Here is a 19,465-nt window from a genome sequence, read left to right as displayed (position 1 = left end):
CTCTTCGGGGAGATGCTCCATGAAAGCCGCCGTCATCACCGGAGTCGGTGCAGTCGAGGTGACGACCGTCGACGACCCGACACCCGGCCCACGTGAGGTCGTCGTCGACGTCGCCGCCTGTGGTCTGTGCGGGACCGATCTGCACATCCTGCAGGGTGAGTTCGCGCCGACGCTGCCGGTCGTTCCCGGGCACGAGTTCGCGGGGGTGATCGTCGAGATCGGCTCGGAAGTCACCGAGCTGGCCGTGGGTGACCGGGTCGCGGTGGACCCGTCGCTGTACTGCCACGAGTGCCACTACTGCCGGCTCGGCAAGAACAACATGTGCGAGCGGTGGGCGGCGATCGGCGTCACCACGGCCGGCGGCGCGGCCGAGTACGCGGTGGCGCCGGTGGCCAACTGCGTGAAGCTGCCCGATCACATCCGCACCGAGGACGCGGCGCTGATCGAGCCGCTGTCCTGCGCGGTCCGCGGGTACGACGTGCTGAAGTCGCAGCTCGGCGCCCACATCCTGATTTACGGGTCGGGCACGATGGGCCTGATGATGCTGCAGCTGGCGAAGCGGGTCGGCGCGGCCAGCGTCGAGATCGTCGACCTCAACCCGGAGCGGCTCAAGACCGCGACGCTGCTCGGCGTCACCGGAACGGCCGCGACCCCGGACGAGTTCGACCGCCCGCGCGGCTGGGAGCTGGTCATCGACGCGACCGGCAACGCCAAGGCGATCCAGGACGGCCTCGGCCGAGTGGGCAAGGGCGGGACGTTCCTGCAGTTCGGGGTGTCCGACTACGCCGCCCGCGCGACGATCGAGCCGTACAAGATCTACAACCAGGAGATCACGATCACCGGTTCGATGGCCGTGCTGCACAGCTTCGAGCGCGCCGCCGAGCTGTTCGCCTCCGGAGTGCTCGACCCGGACGTCTTCATCTCCGACCGCCTGCCGCTGGACTCCTACGCGGCCGCCCTGGATCAGTTCGCGGCCGGAAAGGGCCGCAAGATCGAGGTAATCCCGTAGTGCTCCTCGGAATCGACGCCGGGCAGACCGTCATCAAGGCGGCGCTGTTCGACCTCTCGGGAAAGGAGATCGCGGTCGCGCAGGGCGCCACCGCGATCTCCTCGCCGCACCCGCACTGGCAGGAGCGGGACATGGACGCGGCCTGGGACGTGGCCGCCGACGCGGTGCACCGGGCGTTGCAGGCCGCCGACGTCGACCCGACCGCGGTGCTCGCGGTGGGACTGGCCGGACACAACGACGGCGCGCACCTCGTCGACGCCGCCGGGAGGCCGGTGCGCCCGGCGATCCTCGCGACGGATTCGCGCGCGGTCGCCGAGGCCACGCAGCTGCGTGCGGCCGCCGGCGACGACGCGCTGGAGCTGACCGGCCAGGTGCCGTGGCCCTGGAACCCGGCCGGGCTGCTCGCCTGGCTACGCGAACACGAACCGGCGTCGCTCGAAGCGGCGGACGCGCTGCTGTACTGCAAGGACTGGCTGCGGCTGCGGCTGGTGGGCGAGATCGCCACCGACCCGACCGACGGGAGCGCGTTCGCGACCGACCTGTGGACGCAGGAGTGGTCCACCGCCGCACTGGAGTTGTACGGGCTGGACGAGTTCGCTCGACTGTTGCCGCCGATGCGTGCCTCCTCCGCCGTCGTCGGAGGGGTGACGGCGGAGGCTTCGGCCCGTACCGGGCTGCGGATCGGCACGCCGGTGGTGACCGGCTGCCACGACGTCGACGCCAACGCGCTCGGCATCGGCGCGGTCGGTACCGGCGCGCTGAGCCTGGTGCTCGGCACGTTCAGCATCAACCAGGTCGTCGGCAACGCCCCGGTGGCCGACGCCCGCTGGCAGGCACGCACGTTCTTCCCCGATCGCGGGTCACCGCGGTGGCTGCACATGTCGACGTCGCCGAGCGGGGCGTCGAACCTGGAGTGGGCGGTCCGGCAGTTCTCGACCACGTACGGGGAGGCGATCGCGGAGGCCTCGGCCCGGGACGGCGGTGCGCTGGTGCCGCAGGCCGACGACCCGTTCTACCTGCCGTTCCTGTACGGGGCGCCGGTGCCGTCGTCCGGGGCCGGGCTGGTCGGGCTGCGGGGCTGGCACTCCCGCGCCGACGTGTTCCGCGCCGTTCTCGAGGGTGTCGTGCTCAACCACCGGTGGCACGTCTCCGCGCTGGGATCGTCGTTCCCGCTGGTGGGAGCGGCGCGGTTGTGCGGGGGCGGCGCGCGGAGCACGGAGTGGTCGCAACTGCTCGCGGACGCGCTGGGGCTGCCGGTGGAGGTCACCGACGCGACCGAGGCCGGTGCGCGCGGCGCGGCGATGCTCGCCGGTGTCGGCGTCGGCGTCTACGCCGATCTGGGGGAGGCCGTGGACGCGTGCGTGCGAGTCGTGCGGCGACACGAACCCGGGCGAAACCTGGACGAACGCTATGAGCGGTACGTTGCGGTGTCCGAGGCGCTGGCGGTGTTTCAGTAGGTCAATTCTGGGATTCGGCTGACACGACCGATCGGTGCTCCGAATATGAGTCGCACTCGCGTTCCGCCCGGCTGAATGAGGACGGTCAATGGCCGTTGGCTCCCCTGATCAGGTCGCTCGTCCCTCGGCGCTGGACGAGCCGACCCGGTCGCCCGGCGGTCGCTGGCTGACGTCCTGGACGCTCGGCCATTTCGCGTTCTTCATGGTGATGTTCGCGGCGGCGCAGGTGGTGCTGCCGCGCCAGGCCGAGTCGATCTCGCCCGACCACAAAGAGACCGTGGTCAGCGTCGTCACGCTGGTGGCCGCGCTGGTCACGATCGTGGTGAACGTGCTGGTCGGGGCATACTCCGATCGCACGCTGGCGGCCCGCGGGCGACGGCAGATCTGGGTGCTGCTCGGCGCCGTCGTGACGATCGTGGGGTTGGTCGCGCAGGGCTACCAGCACACCGTCGCCGGGATGGTGGTGATCTGGGCGCTGGTGCAGGTCGGGCTGTCGTCGATAAGCGCGGCGCTGACGGCGGCGCTGCCCGACGAGGTACCGGTGACCGAGCGGGCCCGGGCGTCGTCGCTGTGGGGCATCGCGTCGGCGGCCGGGCCGCTGATCGGGATCGCGCTGGTCAGCACGGTCTTCGCCGGCGTGGTCTCGGCGTACCTCGCGCTCGCGGTGTTCACCGTCTTCATGGTGTTGCCGTTCGCGTTGTTCACCCGCGGGGTGCCGCTTCAGGTGTCGGAGCGGCCCACGACCTCGTTCCGGGCGATCCTCGCGGGAACGCTGACGCCGCTGCGTCACGCGGACTTCGCCTGGGCCTGGACCGGGCGGTTCTTCATCCAGCTGTCGAACGCGCTGGCGCAGGTCTACCTGTGGTTCTACCTGCGTGACCGGATCGGCGTCGACCCCGACGAGTGGACGCTGTACCTGGTGGTGCTCTACACCGCGGGTGCGGTGGTGGCGGCGATCCTGGGCGGGCGGTGGTCCGACCGCACCGGGCGCCGGAAGATGCTCGTCGTGGTGTCGTCGGTGCTGCAGGGGATCGCCGCGATCTTCTACCTGGCCTCGCCGACGACGTGGGCGGCGATCGTCGGGTCGCTGCTGCTCGGGATCGGGTTCGGCTGTTACGCCGCCGTCGACCAGGCGCTGATCACGCAGGTGCTGCCGCGCGCCGAGGACCGCGGCAAGGACCTCGGCGTGATCAACATCGCGAACAACCTGCCCTACGTCTTCGCCGGCGCCCTGGGCGGGGCGGCCCTCTCGCTCTTCGGCCGCGACGACCTCGGCTACCCGGTGCTGTACGCGCTGTCGCTGGTGACCGCGCTGATCGCGGCCCTGACCGTCCAGCCGATCAAGTCCGTGCGCTGACCTGGCAGCTTAGAGTTGCTCGCGGAGGCCACGACCGCGCTGGGTACCGCCACCAAGAAAGACACGGTGAACAGCGCGCTGCGGCTCGCGGTCGAAGAGTCTCGGGTGCGACGCGAACGCGCCTTGGCGGACTTGCAGCAGGTGGCCGATGAAGGTGGGTTCGACTTCGATCGGCTCGGCGAGCTCGACCGATGAACTATCTCGTCGACACGAGCGCGCTTGTTCGCATCATCAGTCGTCAAGTCGACGAGAGTTGGCTCACCATTGCGGACGCGAAGAACTACGAGACCGTCGCGCGGATGGTGCCGCAGCTGAAGCAGGAGCGAATCACCGGCGATTGATCGGTCAGAGCCGGTGCGCCTCGGTGATCCGGCGGAGGAACTGCTGGGTGCGCTCCTCCCGCGGTGAGCCGAAGATGTCCGCGGACGTGCCGCGCTCGTGGACCTTGCCGTCGGCGAGGAAGCAGACCTGATCGGCGACCTCGCGGGCGAAACCCATCTCGTGCGTCGCGATCACCATCGTCATCCCGTCGTCCTTCAACGACCGCACGACCTCGAGCACCTCGCCGACCAGTTCCGGGTCGAGCGCCGCGGTGATCTCGTCGAGTAGCAGGAGCTTCGGGTCGGTGGCCAGCGCGCGCACGATCGCCACCCGCTGCTGCTGCCCACCGGAGAGCCGGTCGGGGTAGTCGTCGGCCTTGGCCAGCAACCCGAGCCGATCGAGCAGCTCACGCGCGCGGTCCTCGGCGGCGGCCCGGGACACCCCGTGCACCCGGCGCGGCGCCAACGTGATGTTCTCCAGCACCGACAGGTGGGGGAACAAGTTGTAGGCCTGGAACACCACGCCGATCTGCTGCCGCACCTGGTCGGCGTTGACCCGCGGGTCGGTGATGTCCCGGTCGTCCAGGTAGATCGCTCCGTCGTCGATCGTCTCCAGCAGGTTGGCGCAGCGCAGCAGCGTCGACTTCCCCGATCCGGACGCCCCGATCAGCACCGTCACCGTGTGCTGGGGCACGTCCAGATCGACGTCGTCGAGCACGACGTGCGACCCGAACACCTTCCGGACGCTCTCGGCACGCAGAACCGAGGTCATACGGTCCCTCCCTGCGACTGGCGCCGGTTCATCCGGGCGGTCACCCAGTCGGTGAACCGCGTCATCGGGATCGTCAGCGCCACGAACAACAACCCGGCCACCACGTACGAGGTGTAGTTGAACGTCTGGCCGGTGTAGATCTGCGCGGCGTACACCGCGTCCACCGCGCCGGCGATCGACACCAGCCCGGTGTCCTTCTGCAGTGAGACCATGTCGTTGAGCAGCGGCGGAACCACCCGCCGCACGGCCTGCGGCAACACGACGAACCGCATCGTCTGCCGCCAGTTCAGCCCGAGCGACCGGGCCGCGGCCCGCTGCGAGGGATGCACGGACTCGATGCCGGCCCGGAACACCTCGGCGACGTAGGCCGAGTACGTCAGCACCAGCGCCGCGCCGCCGAGGTAGATCGGATCGTTCGTGACGCCGGTCAGCCGCAGCGCCGGAACGCCGTAGATCATCAACAGCAACGTGATGATGACCGGCATGCCGCGGAACAGGTCGGTGTAGACGCCCGCCAGCGCCCGCAGCGGGAAGAACACCGGCCCGCGCAGCGTCCGCAGCAGGGCGAGGAGCAGCCCGAACGCGAGGATGACGACGCCGCAGAACAGCAGCAGGCGGACGTTGAGCCACAGCCCCTCGAGCACGTCGGGGAACGCGGCCTTGGCGTCCTTCCAGCTGAAGAACGTGTCCTGGACGCGCTGCCAGCCGGGTGAGCTGACGATGCCGACGACGAGCGCGACGACGACCACCAGCGAGCTGGCCCCGGCGATACCGGCCGAACGGAACGCCCGGGACCGCCGGTAGCGCTCCCGGGCGAGTTGCCGCTCGCTCTTGACGTAGGACGTCACTTAAGTACGGGCGCGTTCGTGGCCTTGGAGAGCCACTCCTGCTCGATACTCGCGAGCTTGCCGTCCTTCTTGAGCACGTCGACGGCGCCGCTGACGCAGGTCGTCAGCTTCGAGCCCTTGTCGAGCACGAGACCGAACTGCTCCGGAGTCCCGACGGTGTTCTCGAACTGGCCGACGACGGCCGCGTCGGTCACCTCGGCCCCGGTGATGTAGAACGCGGTCGGCAGGTCGACGACGATCGCGTCGACCTGGCCGTTCTTCAGCGCGGTCTTGGCCAGGTCGTTCTTCTGGTAGATCGACGGCTTGGCGGTCGGCTTGATGACGTCCTGGATCACGTCGAGCGAGGTGGTGCCGACCTGGGCGCCGATCTTGTAGCTCTTGAGGTCGGCGATCGACGTCGCCTTCGCCGCCGGCGAGCTCTTCAGCGCGATGATCGCCTGGCGGACGTCGTAGTAGCCGGACGAGAAGTCGACGGCGTTCTTCCGCTCGTCGGAGATGCTCACCTGGTTCACGTCGAAGTCGAACGTCTTCTTACCCGGGGCGATCGCGTTGTTGAACGGGACCGTCACCCACTTGACCTTGTCCTTCGGGTAACCGAGCTGCTCGGCCACCGCGTAGGCGGTCGCGGACTCGTAGCCCTTGCCGTTCGTCGGGTCGTCGCCGGAGAACCAGGGCTCGTAGGCGGGCTTGTCGGTGCCGATCGTCAGCGTGCCCGAGGCGAGCGTGGGCAGCGCGCCCTTGGCGCAGGCGTCCGACGACGTCGAGGCGCTCGCGGTGGTCTCCGTGTCCTCGTCGGCCGGCGCGCAGCCGGCCGCGGCCAGTGCGGCGAGAAGAACCAGGGCAAGTGCCCGAGAGGCGCGGGTCATTCGGATCTCCGACTCGAACGGTAGGGATTGACGCGGCGTAAGCGTACGTCGTCGGCCGAGCCGGGTCCGCATGCGGCGCCCGGTTGCCGCGAAACCGTGATGAGCCAGCTCACGCACCCTTCAGTTGCTTCGCGACACGCACGAGGACCTCGTCCTGCTCGTGCTCGCTCATCCCGGTGAGTGGCCGCCCGTCGGTGTTCACCGCCTGGAATTCGGCCAGTTCCGGGACGTACTCGTACATGCACGGGTTGACGATGACCGGAATGATCCGGCAGCCACCCGCTTCGGCCGAGTTCAGCAGCGCCGGAAGTTCGGTCCCGGCGATGAACTCGGACGCGAGGAACGAGCTGCTGACCAGAAGGATCGCCACCGTGGCGTGGTCCAGCGCGGTCGAGATCTCGTCGCGCCACCGGTCCCCGGCCGCGATCCGCCGGTCCGACCAGACGTCGATCGTGCGATCGCGGACGAACGGGCGGAGGTGGCGCTCGAGCCGTTCGAGCCAGGGCTGATCGGCGTGGCTGTAACTGATGAACACCTGGTCGCGCACTCGCGGCCGTCGCTTGCCCACGGTCTCGTAGAGCCGTTCGACCGACAGCCGCCGCAGGTAGAACAGCAGCTGGGGGTCCTCGGCGGTCAGGTAGCCGGGGTTCGGCTCGTAGTGCAGATGGTTGGCGACGTCCGGTTCGTCGTCGGCGAAGCCGTGCGGGAAGCGGTCGGCGAGCGTGGCGAAGCCCGGCCAGAGCGAACGGTCGCTCCGCTCCACCCGCACGACGCCGTCCGCCCCGGTCCGTCCGCGGCCGCCGAGCGCGGCGAGCAGCTCCGTGCAGCCGGTGCCGGTGGACCCGTCGAACGCGGCGAACCGCCGCAGTGCCGGCCCGTACTTCAGCTCGCAGGCCCTCAGGACCTCGGTGAGGGCGGCCCCCACGTCGGTGCCGATCGGCGTGCGGACCGCGCGCGTGCGTTCGATCCGGTAGCCGGCGACCAGTTCCCAGCACAGCATCTGCGCGGTGAGCAGGCTCCCGGCGGCGGCGAGCGCGATCTGCGCGCGATGGGCGAACTCGACGTTGAGCGCCTGCTCGCCCTTGCGGATCATCTCGTCGATCGTCGCGTCGCGGACGGCGGGGAGGCGGAAGACGTCGACGCGGGTGGCGACGTCGTGGGCGAGTTCGATCAGGCTCTCGCCGGTGCCGGGGATGCCGATCAGCACGAGCTTGTGCTCGGACTCCTCGTCGGCGAGGAGCTTGAGGTAGTCGACCAGGTCGGCGCGCAGCGACGCCGGTAGGCGGTGGACGTCGTCCACGGCGACGGTGCCGTGGTGGCCGTCGGCGAGCTCCTCGATCCGCGGCCGGTCGGCGCGGCGGCGGCCGGAGAGCACGAGCGGACGCCGCTTCGCGTCCAGGTTCTCGATCGCGCGCTGGAGGAGCGTGGTCTTGCCGATCCCGGACGGTCCCTCCAGCACGATGCCCCGCCCGGGCGCCCGGAGCGCGGAGACGAACCGCGCGAAGTCCGGCGGCTCCACGAACGTCAACGTGGGGGTGCCGTTCCGCTTGAACACCTCGTCCAACCCGTACCGCCCGGCGGGCGCCGCCGACTCGACCGGCCCACGCTCCTGCTCCAGAAGCCCGTCGAACGCCCGGAGCGACTGCCGGTTCCGCTGGAGCCCCTCACAGATCAGCCGCAGTCCCTCGACGACACTCCGGATTCCGTCGTCGAGGCTGTCCCAGTGGCTCAACGGCTTGCCGCCCCGCGGAAGCGCCGGCGCGTGCGTGAACGGAAGGTGCTCCCACTCCACCGGCTCGCAGAGGACCGGGACGATCATCGTCAGTCCCGCTGCCTGCCGCGCCGCGGCCCGGCCGAACGCGGCGGAGCCCGGGTACCCGGACGCGACCAGGTCGCGGCTGAGCGGCACGACCACGACCTCTCCCGCGGGATGCCCGCTCGCGACCTGCACCAGGTCTTCGGGCAGGGTGCGGATCGCCGACCGGAGACGATTCGCCATCCGGCCGTGCACGATCCCCACCCGCACGGGACCGGTTCGGCGCGCGGGCTCGGCCGTGTCGTCACCCAGCCCTCTCAGCGCCGCGCGCAGCGGTTCGAGCGCCGTCGACGGAGTGAGCATCGTCAGGTCGACGTACTTGTAGTCACGGAGCGGCGGCGGCAACGTCGTCCGGGTGACCATCATCGGAAGCAGGCGGAGACGGCCGCGACCGGCCATCGCGTCGGCCACCGGCCAGCTGTCCCGGGTGTGTGGATCCGCGAAGAACGCGGGTGAGAGCACCGGTACCAGAATCGCGGGGGCGGCGGCTCCGATTCCGTCCAGGCCCGGGTTCAGCGCCAGCTCGCCCACGCTCGTGACGCGCTGCGAGCGGTATCCGAGCTCGTCGAGGACGTCGGTGATCAGGCTGACCCAGGCGGAGTCCTCGGGGGCGGCGCTGAGGAGGAAGGTGACCGGCAAGGGGGCCTCCGGACCGGTGGAATGGGGGTCAGTTTAGTAACCCCGTGCAGTGGAAGCCGTACCGACGGAAGTACCTCGGCGGCGCGGGGTCCGGATGTTGACGCAAGACGGGTGTGAACTGGCTACATGCGCTTACACTCGGTCGCCGATCAGGTCGTGTGAAACGGATGGAGTTCCGACAGTGGGCACGGGCCCGACCGAGCGAGACGACACGCGCGAGATCCCCACCAGCCGGCCGGTCCCGACCGTGACCCGGAAACCCCCCGGTCGCCGGATGAGGTCGACGAAGGTCCGCATCGGCATGATCGGTGCGCTCTCGCTGACGGTCGCCGCGTGCGGCAGCAGCGACGACGTCACCGCGTACTGCGTCGACCGGAACAGCTACCAGAACGACGGCTCGTACCGGGTCATCGACGACGACTACTGCGACGACGACGGCTACCACGGCAGCCACGGCGGCTACTTCTGGTACTACGGGGGCTCCCACCGGGGCTCGCGCATCTACAAGGGCACCACGGTCAAGCCGAAGGACGCCCACATCACCACCACCAAAGGCAAGACGATCCAGCGCGGCGGGTTCGGTAGCCGCTCCTCCAGCGGAAGCTGACGCCGTGCGCCGAGAGAAGTCCACCCCGCGCCCGGGGTGGGAGCACACGATCGAGACGCAGGGCCTCGCGTTCCACCGCACGAGCCACCCGGAGCACCTCACGCGTCCCTACTGGGACGAATCGGTGCACTACACGTTCACCATGGACGAGGTGCTCTCGATCGAGGCCGACGTCGAGACGCTGCACCAGATGTGCCTGGAAGCCGTCGAGCACGTGATCGGCACCAAGCGGTACTCGGACTTCGGCATCCCCGGCTGGGTCGTGCCCTCGATCGAGGCGTCCTGGCAGCGCCGCGACCCGCACCTGTTCGGCCGGTTCGACCTGCGTTACGACGGCACCGGCCCGGCGAAGATGCTGGAGTACAACGCCGACACCCCCACCAGCCTGGTCGAGACGTCGATCATCCAGTGGTACTGGAAAGAAGACGTCTACCCCGACGACGACCAGTGGAACTCGCTGCACGAGAGCCTCGTCGAGGGCTGGCGGAAGGTCGCGGCCCGCGCGCCGTCCGGCCCGGTGCACTTCACCTGGACCAACGAGGACGAGTCCGGCGAAGAGGTCATGACGATCGCGTACCTCCAGGAGACCGCGCAGCAGGCCGGCCTGGACGGCATCTCGATCGCGGTGGAGGACATCGGCTGGCACTACGGGCGCAAGCGTTTCGTCGACCTGGAAGAGCGGGAGATCAACACGATCTGCAAGCTCTACCCCTGGGAGTGGGCGGTCGACGACCTGTTCGGCAAGAACGTCGTCGACGCACTGCCGACGATGACCTGGGTCGAGCCGATCTGGAAGATGCTGCTCTCCAACAAGGCGCTGCTGGCCGTGCTCTGGGAGATGTACCCCAACCACCCCAACCTGCTGCCCGCGTATCTGCGCACCCCGGGCCCGCTGCTCAACTACATTCAGAAGCCCCTGCTCGGGCGTGAGGGCGCGAGCATGCAGATCGTCACGCCGTCCGGCACGCAGGCCACCCACGGGCAGTACGGTGCCGAGGGCTTCGTCTACCAGGAGTTCTGGCCGTTGCCGGAGTTCGACGACCAGCGCCCGGTGCTGGGCGCCTGGGTGGTCGAGGACGAGGCCGCGGGGCTGGGCATCCGCGAGACGACCGGCCTGATCACCGACGACACGTCCTCGTACGTTCCCCACCGGATCATCAAGTGAGAGGCAGCATGACCACCGACGTAGTTATGGCGATCGACAGCACGTACTGGAACGCGGTCGGTCGAGGAGCCGGCTCGATCGTGGCGTACGCGGCTCTCGGGCTCGTGCTGCTGCTCATCGGCTACTACGCGATCGACCTGGCGACGCCCGGCCGGCTCTCGGTGATCATCCGGGACGAGCGGAACATCAACGCGACGGTGCTCGCGGCGTGCGGCGTGTTCAGCGTCGCGCTGATCATCGTCGCGGCGATCTGGTCGTCGGGCGGGCGGCTCGTCGAAGGTCTGATCTCGACCGCGGTGTTCGGCCTGATCGGCATCGTCTCGCAGGTCGTCGCCGCGTTCGTGTTCAACATCCTGGCGCGCATCGACGTGCGCCGGCTGGTGCACGAGCCGACGGTCTCGCCGGCCGCGGTCCTGCTCGGCGTCACGAACATCGCGATCGGTCTGGTCACCGCGATGGCCGTGATCTGAGCCGATGGACGGGTACCTGGGCCAGTACGCCAGCCTCGGGCTGCTGCTGATCGTCGGCATCGGGTTCGTCGCGGTCTCGTTCGGCGCGAACCGGGTGCTGGCGCCGCGACGGCCCAGCGCCGCCAAGCTGAGCACGTACGAGTGCGGCGTCGACCCGGTCGGCGGCGACTGGGCCCAGGCTCAGATCCGGTACTACGTCTACGCGTACCTGTACGTGCTGTTCGCGGTGGAGAGCGTGTTTCTCTTCCCCTGGGCGGTCGTGTTCGACCGCCCAGGGTTCGGCGTCGTGACGCTCGTCGAGATGGGCATTTTTGTGGGGCTGCTGGCGCTCGGCCTGCTCTACGCCTGGCGCAAGGGCGTTCTGCGCTGGACGTGACCGCGCACCTCCTCGGTCGCGGCCAGCACCGCGGGTGAGGTGCGCAGCGCGTCGAGCTCCTGGTCCGGGTCGGTCCGGACCGGCAGGTCGAGCACGACCTTCCCCGGACGCGGGCTCAGCACGAGCACGCGCGTCGAGAGCAGCACGGCTTCCTCGACGCTGTGCGTGACGAACAGGACCGTGCGTTCCTTCGCGATCCGGCGCAGCTCGGCCTGGAGCATCTCCCGGGTGAGCGCGTCGAGCGCGCCGAACGGTTCGTCCATCAGCACGGTCGACGGCTCGGTGGCCAGCACCCTGGCGATCTGACAGCGCTGCTGCATGCCGCCGGACAGCTCGTACGGAGCGGCGTCGGCGAATTCGCCCAGCCCGACCAGGTCGAGGTAACGCCGGGCGGTTTCCCGGCGTTCCTTGCGCGGCACCCGGCGCATCTTCAGGCCGAACTCGACGTTCCCGGCGACCGAGAGCCAGGGGTAGAGGCTCGGCCGCTGGAACACCACCCCGCACTCCCCGTCCACCTCGACGGTGCCGGTGGACGGGCGTACGAACCCGGCGATCAGCCGCAGCAGCGTCGTCTTGCCGCACCCGGACGCGCCGACGACCGACACGAACTCGCCGGGCTGGATCGTCAGGTCGATGCGGTCGAGCGCCCGGACCGGGCCGCTGCGGCCCTCGAAGGTGTGCTCGACGCCGCTCAGGCGGATCCGGGGGTCACTCGACAAAGGAACTGTCCACGGCGTCGGCGTAGGTCTTCTCGTCCCGGACGGTCGTGATCTGGCCGACGTCCCGGTTGAACTTCGCGGTGGCGAAGAGGTTGTCGGGCAGGCCCTGGCCCAGGTATTCGTCACCGGCCTGAGCGGCGGCGTCGACGAAGATCAGGTCGTCCATCTGGGCCTTCGCCTCGGCCGGCGTGATCGAGAGCTCGGCGGCGATGGCCGCGGCGGCATCGTCGGGACTGGCCTTGATCTGCTTGACGGCCTTGTCCTGCTGCGCGACCCAGGTCTTCACCGCGTCCGGGTACTTCTCGGCGAACTCGTCGGTGACGACCGCGAGGTCGTAGGTGGTCTTGCCGTCCTTGGCGAGTTCCGCGCTGGTCACGAGCGTGGTGCCGCCGTCGGCGAGCAGCTTGGCGAGCACCGGGTTCCAGACGTAGGCGCCGTCGATGTCCCCGCGCTTCCACGCGGCCAGGATCGCGTCCGGCTCGGAGTCGATGACCTTCACCGACTTGGCGTCGAGGCCGGCCTTCTGGAGGGCGGCGAGCAGGCTGTAGTGCGCGGTCGACGCGAACGGTGTCGCGATCGTCTTGCCTTTGAGCTGGGTGACGTCGCTGATGCCGCCCTTGACGGCGAGCGCCTCGGCTTCGCCGATCACGTCGAAGATCCACGGCACCCGGTACTTGATACCGGACGAGATCCCGCGCGACGCCGGGCTCGAGCCGACGAGCCCCAGGTCGACCGAACCGGCCTGGATGGCCTCGTTGACCGAGCCGCCGGAGTCGAAGAGCTTCCACTCGATCGTGGTGGCGTCGCCGAAGGCCTGCTCGAGCCATTTGTTGTGCTTGACGATCAAGTCGCCGTTCGGGATCTGCTGGTAGCCGATGACGATCTTGCCCGGCTTCCCTCCGGCGGCGGCGGTGTCGTCGTCCCCACCGCACGCGGCGGCGGTGAGCACCAGGGCGGTGGCCGCCGCAGCGGCGAGTACGCGTCTGAACATCGGGGTGTCCTCTCAGGGCTGACGGCCGGACCACGGCACGAGAACGCGCTCGACGAGGCGGAGGACCGCGTCCAGAGCGAGGGCGGTGAGGCCGATCGTGATGACGCACACGATCGCGACGTCGGTGAGCAGTTCTTTCTTCGTGGCCCAGGCCAGGCCGCCGATGCCGGGGATGCCGTTCGACGTCTCGGCGGCGACGATCGTCGTCCAGGCGAAGCCCATCGCGATCCGGATGCCGGTCAGCACGTCGGGGACCGCGGAGGGCAACACGGTGTGCAGCACCAGCTGCAGGCGGCCGGCACCGAGCGAGCGCGCCGACTCCAGGTACTCGCCGGGGATGCGGCGCACCCCGGCCAGCGTCGCGAGCGTGATCGGCGGGAACGACGCGATGAACAGCAGCCAGACCTTCGAGCTGTCCTCGATGCCGAACCAGATGATGAGCAGGCTGAAGTACGCCAGCGGCGGCAGCGCCCGGAGGAAGTCGACGTACGGCTCGATCACGGCGCGGATCGGCGCGACGGTCGCCAGCACCACGCCGAGCGGAACGCCGAACACGATCGCCCAGAACAGCCCGCGCAGGATGCGCCAGAGGCTGGCCCAGAGGTGTTCCCACAGGTAGTAGCCCTGGTAGCCGGGCGTTCCGTTGTGCGAGTTCACCGAGTACACGAACGCGTCGGCGACGCGCCCTGGTGACGGCAGGAAGATCGGGTCCCAGATCTCGGCGGCGGCCAGCGCCCACCACACGGCGAGCAGCACGACGATCGACAGCACGACGGAGGTCGGGCGACGCCAGCGGACGGCCGGGGCCGCTCTCTCCAGTAACGCCACGTGCCCTCCATTCCGGTATTGCCGAGTTGATCGATAGGCATGGTGCATTACCTGGACGGTTGCGCGCTAGGGGCATGACTAGGCTCACTGGTATGGAGAGTCGAAAGCTGGGACGTACCGGGCGGAACGTCAGCGTGATCGGGTTGGGCTGCTGGCAGCTGGGCGCCGACTGGGGTGAGGTCGACGAGCAGGACGCGATAGGCGTCCTCGCCGCCGCGGCCGACGCGGGGGTCACGTTCTTCGACACCGCCGACGTCTACGGCGACGGGCGCAGCGAGCGGTTGATCCGCTCGTACCTCGAGAGCGGCGCCGCGGTGCCGGGCATCACGGTGGCGACGAAGGCCGGCCGCCGGGCCGACCCGTTCGTGCCCGAGCAGTACACCGAGGCGAACCTGCGGGCCTGGATCGACCGGTCCCGGCAGAACCTGGGCGTCGACACGCTCGACCTGGTGCAGCTGCACTGCCCGCCGACGCCGGTCTACTCCGACGACCGGGTGTTCGACGTGCTCGACACGCTCGTCGCCGAGAAGGCGATCGCCGCGTACGGCGTCAGCGTGGAGACCGTGGACGAGGCCCTCACCTCGATCGCGCGGCCGGGGGTGGCCTCGGTCCAGATCATCCTGAACGCGTTCCGGCTCAAGCCGCTGGAGCGTGTGCTTCCGGCGGCGGCCGAAGCGGGCGTCGGCATCATCGCGCGGGTGCCGCTGGCCAGCGGGCTGCTGTCGGGCAAGTACGACGAGCACACCACGTTCGGCGCCGACGACCACCGCAACTACAACCGGCAGGGCGCGGCGTTCGACGTCGGCGAGACGTTCTCCGGCGTCCCCTACGAGGTGGGGCTGGACGCGGTGCGTGAACTGCGCGGCGTGGCCCCTTCGGGGTGGACCACCGCCCAGTTGGCGCTGCGGTGGATCATCGACCAGCCGCAGGTCAGCACCGTGATCCCGGGCGCGCGGAACCCCGAGCAGGCGCGCGGCAACGCCGCGGTGGGCGAACTGCCGGCGCTCCCGGCCGAGGCGCACACCGCCGTGGCCGAGGTCTACGACCGTCTCGTCCGCCCGCACGTGCACGACCGCTGGTGAGGACGGCGCGCTAGCTCGCGTCAGCGCCCGGAGGCCGTCCGCCTCCGGGCGCACGCCGTCGACGGAGTGGACGTTCGAGCGAAGGCTCCGCCGGGTCGTGTCGTACTCTCGGCGGGTGGCCATCGACCTGCCGACGCCTGCCCACCGGGACCGGAGCGCGGGGCCAACGCTGCCCGATCCGATCAAGTTCGTCCTGAACTGGGGTCGGAAGTACTCGCTCTGGGTGTTCAACTTCGGGCTCGCCTGCTGCGCGATCGAGTTCATCGCCACGTCGATGGCCCGCCACGACTTCATCCGGTTCGGCGTCATCCCGTTCGCGAACGGGCCGCGCCAGGCCGACCTGATGGTGGTGTCGGGCACCGTCACCGACAAGATGGCGCCGGCCGTGCGGCGGCTCTACGACCAGATGCCGGAGCCGAAGTACGTGATCTCGTTCGGGTCGTGCGCGAACTGCGGCGGGCCGTACTGGGACTCCTACAGCGTCACCAAGGGCGTCGACCAGATCATTCCGGTCGACGTCTACGTGCCCGGTTGCCCGCCGCGGCCGGAGGCGCTCCTGCAGGGGATCCTGCGGCTCCAGCAGAAGATCGCCGACGAGACCGTCTCCCTGCGCGGCGGCGCCCGCCCGGGCGCGGGCGAGCTGACCGCCCCGCTCGTGCGCCCCTAAGCCGCCTGCAACTGCTCTTTCCGGGCGGACGCCACGAGCCTGGCGTCCATCGCGCGGGAGACGAACGTGAGCGTGAGCGCGCCGAGCAGGAGCGCCACGCCGACCCAGATCGGGGCCCGGAAACCCAGACCGGCGCTGATCGCGGCGCCACCGAGCCACGGCCCGATCGTGTTCCCCACGTTGAACGCCGACGTGTTCACCGCGCTGGCCAGCGTGGGCGCTTCTTCGGCCAGCCGGAACACCCGGCCGTTGAGCGCGGCCGCCGCCGAGTAGCCGGTGACACCCATCGTGAACAGCAGCGCGACGACGGCGATCGCCGACCCGGCGGCGAGGCCGAGCGCGATCATCGTGACCAGCAGCGCGGTGAACGAGATGTGCTGGTTGAGCAGGATTCCCCGGTCGGCGACCCGGCCGCCGACGACGTTGCCGACGAACGCGCCCAGTCCGAACAGGAACAGGATCGCCGGGACCAGCGACTCCCGTGCCCCCGCGACGTCGGTGATCAGCGGGGCCGCGTAGCTGAAGATGCCGAAGATCGCCCCGCCGTAGAGCACGATCGTCGTCAGCGCGACCCAGAGCCGGCCGCTGCGGAACGTCCGGAGCTCGTCGCGCAGGCGCGGCACGCTCGTTTCTCGCGCGTCGCGCGGTACGGCGGCCACCACCCCGGCCAGCGACACCACCGCGACCACGGCCACCGCCCAGAACGTGGCCCGCCAGCCCAGCCACTGGCCGATCCAGGTGCCGGCCGGTACGCCGACCACGTTGGCCACCGTCAACCCTCCGAGGAGGACCGAGAGCGCGCGGGCGGTGCGGTCCGGGCCCGCCGCCCGGACGGCCGTCACCGCGGCCACGCCCCAGAACGCGCCGGTCGCGAGCGCCGTGACGACCCGCGCGACCATCAGCAGCGCGTAGGTCGGCGCCAGCGCACCCAGCACCTGCCCGGCGATGAACAGGCTGAGCGCGGCGACGAGCGTCGTCTTGCGGGGCAGGCGGAGGCTGGCGGCGGTGAGCACCGGCGCCCCGATCACCATGCCGATCGCGAACGCGGAGATCAGACCGCCGACGGCGGGGACGCTCACGTCGAGATCGTCGGCGATCAGCGGCAGCAGACCGGCGATCATGAACTCGGTCGTGCCGAGGCCGAAAATGCTCAGGCCCAGTACGTAGACGACGACGGGCACGGATGCTCCTCAGGCGCGCAGTGCGGTGCAGGTGACCTCGACGACGTCGGTGAGCAGGTCGCGCGGGGCGGCGGCCCGGCCCTGGACACGCAGACCGCTGATCGCGCCGTGGACGAACCGGGCCAGCGCCGTGGCGCTCTGCCGGGTGGTGATCGAACCGTCGGCCTGGCCCTCGGCGATCGTGCCGGTGATCCGCGCGACGAACGTGTCCATCAGGCGTCTGACGGTTTCGGTGACGACCGCGTCGTCGCGTTCCACGGCGGTGCGGGTGATCAGGCACCCGGTGGCGTCCGGGCGGTCCTCGTCGTCCACCGTGGCCAGCAGGAGCGTGCGGATGCGCTGGTAGCCGGAGCCCGGGCCGTCGAGGATCTCGGTCTGGCCCAGGGTCTGGAGCTCGGCGAACCGGTCGAGGCACCGGGAGTAGAGCGCGTCCTTGCTGTCGAACGTGTTGTAGAGGCTCGAGCGGCCCAGGCCGGTGGAATCGCACAGGTCCTGGGCGGAGGTCCCCTCGTAACCGCGGGTGCAGAACGCCTGCATCGCGGCGTCGAGCGCCTCGGCGGGGTCGAAGCCCTTCGGGCGTGGCATGCCTCCACCGTAGACCAAACTGGAACGGTCGGTCCAAAACATTTCCGGACGGAGGTCGCCGTAAGATCTGCCGTCGTGACGGTCGAGGAGGTCGGGGCGAGGCTGGCCGAGGCGCTCGGTGCGGCGGCCGAGGTGTCGCCGTCGGCGGGGGGAGCGTTCGCGCGGGCGTGCGCCACGGTGCCGGTGGCGTCGTGGGTGGAGTCGGTGCGGACCGCGCGTGATTCGCTGGACCTGCGGTACTTCGACTGGCTGAGCGGCGTCGACGAGGGTGATGCGGGCTTCGCGGTCGCCGTGCACCTGTGGTCGCTGAGCGGGCGGTACGGCGTCCTGCTGCGCACGGTCGTGCCTCGGGACGCGCCGACGCTCGACACGCTCACCGGCGTGTTCCCCGGGGCCTCGTGGCCGGAGCGGGAGACCGCGGAGATGTTCGGCATCACGTTCACCGGTCATCCGAACCCGGGAAAGCTGCTGCTCCCCGACGAGTTCGAGGGCCATCCGCTGCGTAAGGACTTCGTGCTCGCGGCTCGGGTGGCCAAGGCGTGGCCCGGGGCGAAGGAGCCGGGGGAGAGCGACAGCGGCGCGCCCAGCCGTCGCCGCGCCCGGCCGCCCGGTGTCCCCGACCCGAACGAGTGGGGCCCCGAGAAAGGCCAGCTGCCGCCCGAACCGGCCCGCCGCGAACGTCCCGCCCGGGCCGCCCGGGCGGCCCGTCCGAGGCCGGACGCGACGCCCGAGAGCGGGGGCGAGTGATGCCGGCCTGGCTGGAAGTGCTGTTGCGTGTCGTCGCAGCGCTCGCCGCGTTCCTGACGCTGCCGCTGCTCGTCGGGCAGCTCGAGCACAAGGCGATGGCCCACATGCAGGGCCGGCTCGGCCCGATGTACGCCGGTGCTTTCCACGGCTGGGCGCAGCTCGTCGCGGACGGCGTGAAGTTCGTCCAGAAAGAAGAGATCGTGCCGGCGAACGCCGATCGCCCGGTCTTCCGGCTCGCGCCGGCCGTCAGCCTGCTCCCGTACCTGTTCGTCTTCCTCGTGCTGCCGCTCGGCCCCGACGGGCTGGTCGCGCAGCCGCTGGAGATCGGGCTGTTCCTGGTGCTCGCGATCGTCGGCGTCGGTGTGGTCGGGGTGCTGATGGCGGCCTGGGCCTCGGCGAACAAATACGCGCTGCTCGGCGGCGTGCGCGGCGCCGCCCAGCTGCTCGGCTACGAGCTGCCGTTCGTGCTGTCGGCCGCGAGCGTCGCGATGGCCGCGGGCACGCTGAGCCTGCCGGGCATCGTCGACGCGTGGAACCCTTGGTGGCTGCTCTGGCAGGCGCCGGCCGCGTTCGTGTTCTTCGTCGCCGGTCTGGCCGAGATCCGCCGGCCGCCGTTCGACATGCCGATCGCCGAGTCCGAGCTCGTGGCCGGCTACTTCACCGAGTACACCGGGCTGCGGTTCGCGTTCTTCCTGCTCGCCGAATACGCGGGCATCGTGGTGATCTCCGGGCTGACGACCGTGCTGTTCCTCGGCGGCTGGCGCGGCCCGTTCGACGACGCGCACTTCGGCTGGCTCTGGACGCTGCTCAAGGTGTTCGCGGTCGCGTTCGTCGTCATCTGGGTGCGGGTGTCGTTCCCACGCCTGCGCGAGGACCAGCTCCAGCGCTTCTGCTGGCTCGTCCTGGTGCCCCTGGCTCTGGCCCAGCTCGTCCTCACTGCGGTGGTCCGGGTCGCGACCTAGC

The 19,465-nt window shown here is 70.2% G+C and carries 22 protein-coding genes; 13 read left to right on the top strand and 9 right to left on the bottom strand.

Going from position 1 to position 19,465, the window contains the following annotated elements:
• The first annotated feature begins 19 nt into the window (after positions 1-19).
• The 5 genes from CRYAR_RS38370 to CRYAR_RS47805 all read left to right on the top strand — a co-directional run bounded on the left by CRYAR_RS38370 (position 20) and on the right by CRYAR_RS47805 (position 4,164).
• On the top strand, positions 20-1,009 hold the full coding sequence (locus CRYAR_RS38370) for a zinc-dependent alcohol dehydrogenase family protein (RefSeq protein WP_035858185.1): 990 nt from the start codon (positions 20-22) through the stop codon (positions 1,007-1,009).
• Positions 1,009-2,466, top strand: a complete 1,458-nt coding sequence (locus CRYAR_RS38365; protein ID WP_035858183.1) for an FGGY-family carbohydrate kinase — start codon at positions 1,009-1,011, stop codon at positions 2,464-2,466. The genes CRYAR_RS38370 and CRYAR_RS38365 overlap by 1 nt, the downstream gene beginning before the upstream one ends.
• Positions 2,467-2,554: 88 nt before the next feature.
• Positions 2,555-3,823 (top strand): MFS transporter, encoded by a 1,269-nt coding sequence (locus CRYAR_RS38360; protein WP_035858181.1) that lies wholly within the window; start codon positions 2,555-2,557, stop codon positions 3,821-3,823.
• 15 nt (positions 3,824-3,838) lie between these two features.
• Positions 3,839-4,018, top strand: coding sequence for a hypothetical protein (locus tag CRYAR_RS38355; protein WP_035858180.1), 180 nt, complete (start codon positions 3,839-3,841; stop codon positions 4,016-4,018).
• Complete coding sequence (locus tag CRYAR_RS47805; protein WP_157018397.1) at positions 4,015-4,164, top strand: hypothetical protein; 150 nt, start codon at positions 4,015-4,017, stop codon at positions 4,162-4,164. The genes CRYAR_RS38355 and CRYAR_RS47805 overlap by 4 nt, the downstream gene beginning before the upstream one ends.
• 4 nt (positions 4,165-4,168) lie before the next feature.
• On the opposite strand, the gene CRYAR_RS38350 is transcribed toward CRYAR_RS47805, so the two are convergent.
• From CRYAR_RS38350 to CRYAR_RS44225, 4 genes are all read right to left on the bottom strand, one after another.
• Positions 4,169-4,915, bottom strand: a complete 747-nt coding sequence (locus CRYAR_RS38350) for an amino acid ABC transporter ATP-binding protein (protein WP_035858178.1) — start codon at positions 4,913-4,915, stop codon at positions 4,169-4,171.
• Positions 4,912-5,763: an amino acid ABC transporter permease gene (locus CRYAR_RS38345; protein WP_035858176.1), complete on the bottom strand. Its 852-nt coding sequence runs from the start codon at positions 5,761-5,763 to the stop codon at positions 4,912-4,914. Before CRYAR_RS38345 ends, CRYAR_RS38350 begins: the two co-directional genes overlap by 4 nt.
• Positions 5,760-6,629 carry an ABC transporter substrate-binding protein gene (locus CRYAR_RS38340; RefSeq protein ID WP_035858174.1) on the bottom strand — a complete coding sequence of 290 codons (870 nt, stop codon included), beginning with the start codon at positions 6,627-6,629 and terminating at the stop codon, positions 5,760-5,762. Before CRYAR_RS38340 ends, CRYAR_RS38345 begins: the two co-directional genes overlap by 4 nt.
• Positions 6,630-6,738: 109 nt before the next feature.
• Positions 6,739-9,084, bottom strand: coding sequence for a TIR domain-containing protein (locus CRYAR_RS44225; RefSeq protein ID WP_051571484.1), 2,346 nt, complete (start codon positions 9,082-9,084; stop codon positions 6,739-6,741).
• 274 nt (positions 9,085-9,358) lie between these two features.
• On the opposite strand from CRYAR_RS44225, the gene CRYAR_RS38330 reads away from it, so the two are divergent.
• From CRYAR_RS38330 to CRYAR_RS38315, 4 genes are read left to right on the top strand one after another with little or no spacing between them, the layout of a single operon-like run.
• Complete coding sequence (locus tag CRYAR_RS38330; protein ID WP_051572366.1) at positions 9,359-9,691, top strand: hypothetical protein; 333 nt, start codon at positions 9,359-9,361, stop codon at positions 9,689-9,691.
• Positions 9,692-9,695: 4 nt separating this feature from the next.
• Positions 9,696-10,856: a glutathionylspermidine synthase family protein gene (locus CRYAR_RS38325; RefSeq protein WP_035858172.1), complete on the top strand. Its 1,161-nt coding sequence runs from the start codon at positions 9,696-9,698 to the stop codon at positions 10,854-10,856.
• Between the two features lie 8 nt (positions 10,857-10,864).
• Complete coding sequence (locus CRYAR_RS38320) at positions 10,865-11,326, top strand: DUF350 domain-containing protein (RefSeq protein WP_035858170.1); 462 nt, start codon at positions 10,865-10,867, stop codon at positions 11,324-11,326.
• Positions 11,327-11,330: 4 nt separating this feature from the next.
• Complete coding sequence (locus CRYAR_RS38315) at positions 11,331-11,702, top strand: NADH-quinone oxidoreductase subunit A (RefSeq protein ID WP_035858168.1); 372 nt, start codon at positions 11,331-11,333, stop codon at positions 11,700-11,702.
• On the opposite strand, the gene CRYAR_RS38310 is transcribed toward CRYAR_RS38315, so the two are convergent.
• Genes CRYAR_RS38310 through CRYAR_RS38300 form a run of 3 tightly spaced genes read right to left on the bottom strand, consistent with a single transcriptional unit; the run spans position 11,666 to position 14,240 of the window.
• Positions 11,666-12,421: an ABC transporter ATP-binding protein gene (locus tag CRYAR_RS38310; protein ID WP_035858166.1), complete on the bottom strand. Its 756-nt coding sequence runs from the start codon at positions 12,419-12,421 to the stop codon at positions 11,666-11,668. The two genes, CRYAR_RS38315 and CRYAR_RS38310, sit on opposite strands and share 37 nt — an antisense overlap.
• Positions 12,411-13,412, bottom strand: a complete 1,002-nt coding sequence (locus CRYAR_RS38305) for a taurine ABC transporter substrate-binding protein (RefSeq protein ID WP_035858164.1) — start codon at positions 13,410-13,412, stop codon at positions 12,411-12,413. The genes CRYAR_RS38310 and CRYAR_RS38305 overlap by 11 nt, the downstream gene beginning before the upstream one ends.
• A gap of 12 nt (positions 13,413-13,424) precedes the next feature.
• Positions 13,425-14,240 carry an ABC transporter permease gene (locus CRYAR_RS38300; RefSeq protein WP_211247845.1) on the bottom strand — a complete coding sequence of 272 codons (816 nt, stop codon included), beginning with the start codon at positions 14,238-14,240 and terminating at the stop codon, positions 13,425-13,427.
• 92 nt (positions 14,241-14,332) lie between these two features.
• Here CRYAR_RS38300 and CRYAR_RS38295 point away from each other — a divergent pair, with 92 nt between their 5' ends.
• Positions 14,333-15,322 carry an aldo/keto reductase gene (locus CRYAR_RS38295; protein ID WP_035858162.1) on the top strand — a complete coding sequence of 330 codons (990 nt, stop codon included), beginning with the start codon at positions 14,333-14,335 and terminating at the stop codon, positions 15,320-15,322.
• 169 nt (positions 15,323-15,491) lie between these two features.
• Positions 15,492-15,989 carry an NADH-quinone oxidoreductase subunit B gene (locus CRYAR_RS38290; RefSeq protein ID WP_157018807.1) on the top strand — a complete coding sequence of 166 codons (498 nt, stop codon included), beginning with the start codon at positions 15,492-15,494 and terminating at the stop codon, positions 15,987-15,989.
• On the opposite strand, the gene CRYAR_RS38285 is transcribed toward CRYAR_RS38290, so the two are convergent.
• Together CRYAR_RS38285 and CRYAR_RS38280 are read right to left on the bottom strand one after the other, a co-directional pair.
• On the bottom strand, positions 15,986-17,170 hold the full coding sequence (locus CRYAR_RS38285; RefSeq protein ID WP_051571481.1) for a Cmx/CmrA family chloramphenicol efflux MFS transporter: 1,185 nt from the start codon (positions 17,168-17,170) through the stop codon (positions 15,986-15,988). The genes CRYAR_RS38290 and CRYAR_RS38285 overlap by 4 nt on opposite strands.
• Positions 17,171-17,179: 9 nt before the next feature.
• On the bottom strand, positions 17,180-17,755 hold the full coding sequence (locus tag CRYAR_RS38280; protein ID WP_035858158.1) for a TetR/AcrR family transcriptional regulator: 576 nt from the start codon (positions 17,753-17,755) through the stop codon (positions 17,180-17,182).
• A gap of 75 nt (positions 17,756-17,830) precedes the next feature.
• Between CRYAR_RS38280 and CRYAR_RS38275 the strand changes: the two genes are divergently transcribed.
• Positions 17,831-18,502 (top strand): NADH-quinone oxidoreductase subunit C, encoded by a 672-nt coding sequence (locus CRYAR_RS38275; protein WP_051571480.1) that lies wholly within the window; start codon positions 17,831-17,833, stop codon positions 18,500-18,502.
• Complete coding sequence (gene nuoH, locus CRYAR_RS38270; RefSeq protein ID WP_035858156.1) at positions 18,502-19,464, top strand: NADH-quinone oxidoreductase subunit NuoH; 963 nt, start codon at positions 18,502-18,504, stop codon at positions 19,462-19,464. The genes CRYAR_RS38275 and nuoH overlap by 1 nt, the downstream gene beginning before the upstream one ends.
• The last annotated feature ends 1 nt before the right edge of the window (position 19,465 follow it).

The organism is Cryptosporangium arvum DSM 44712, from assembly GCF_000585375.1.
Classification (GTDB): domain Bacteria; phylum Actinomycetota; class Actinomycetes; order Mycobacteriales; family Cryptosporangiaceae; genus Cryptosporangium; species Cryptosporangium arvum.
This window is presented reverse-complemented; position numbering and strand designations above follow the sequence as displayed.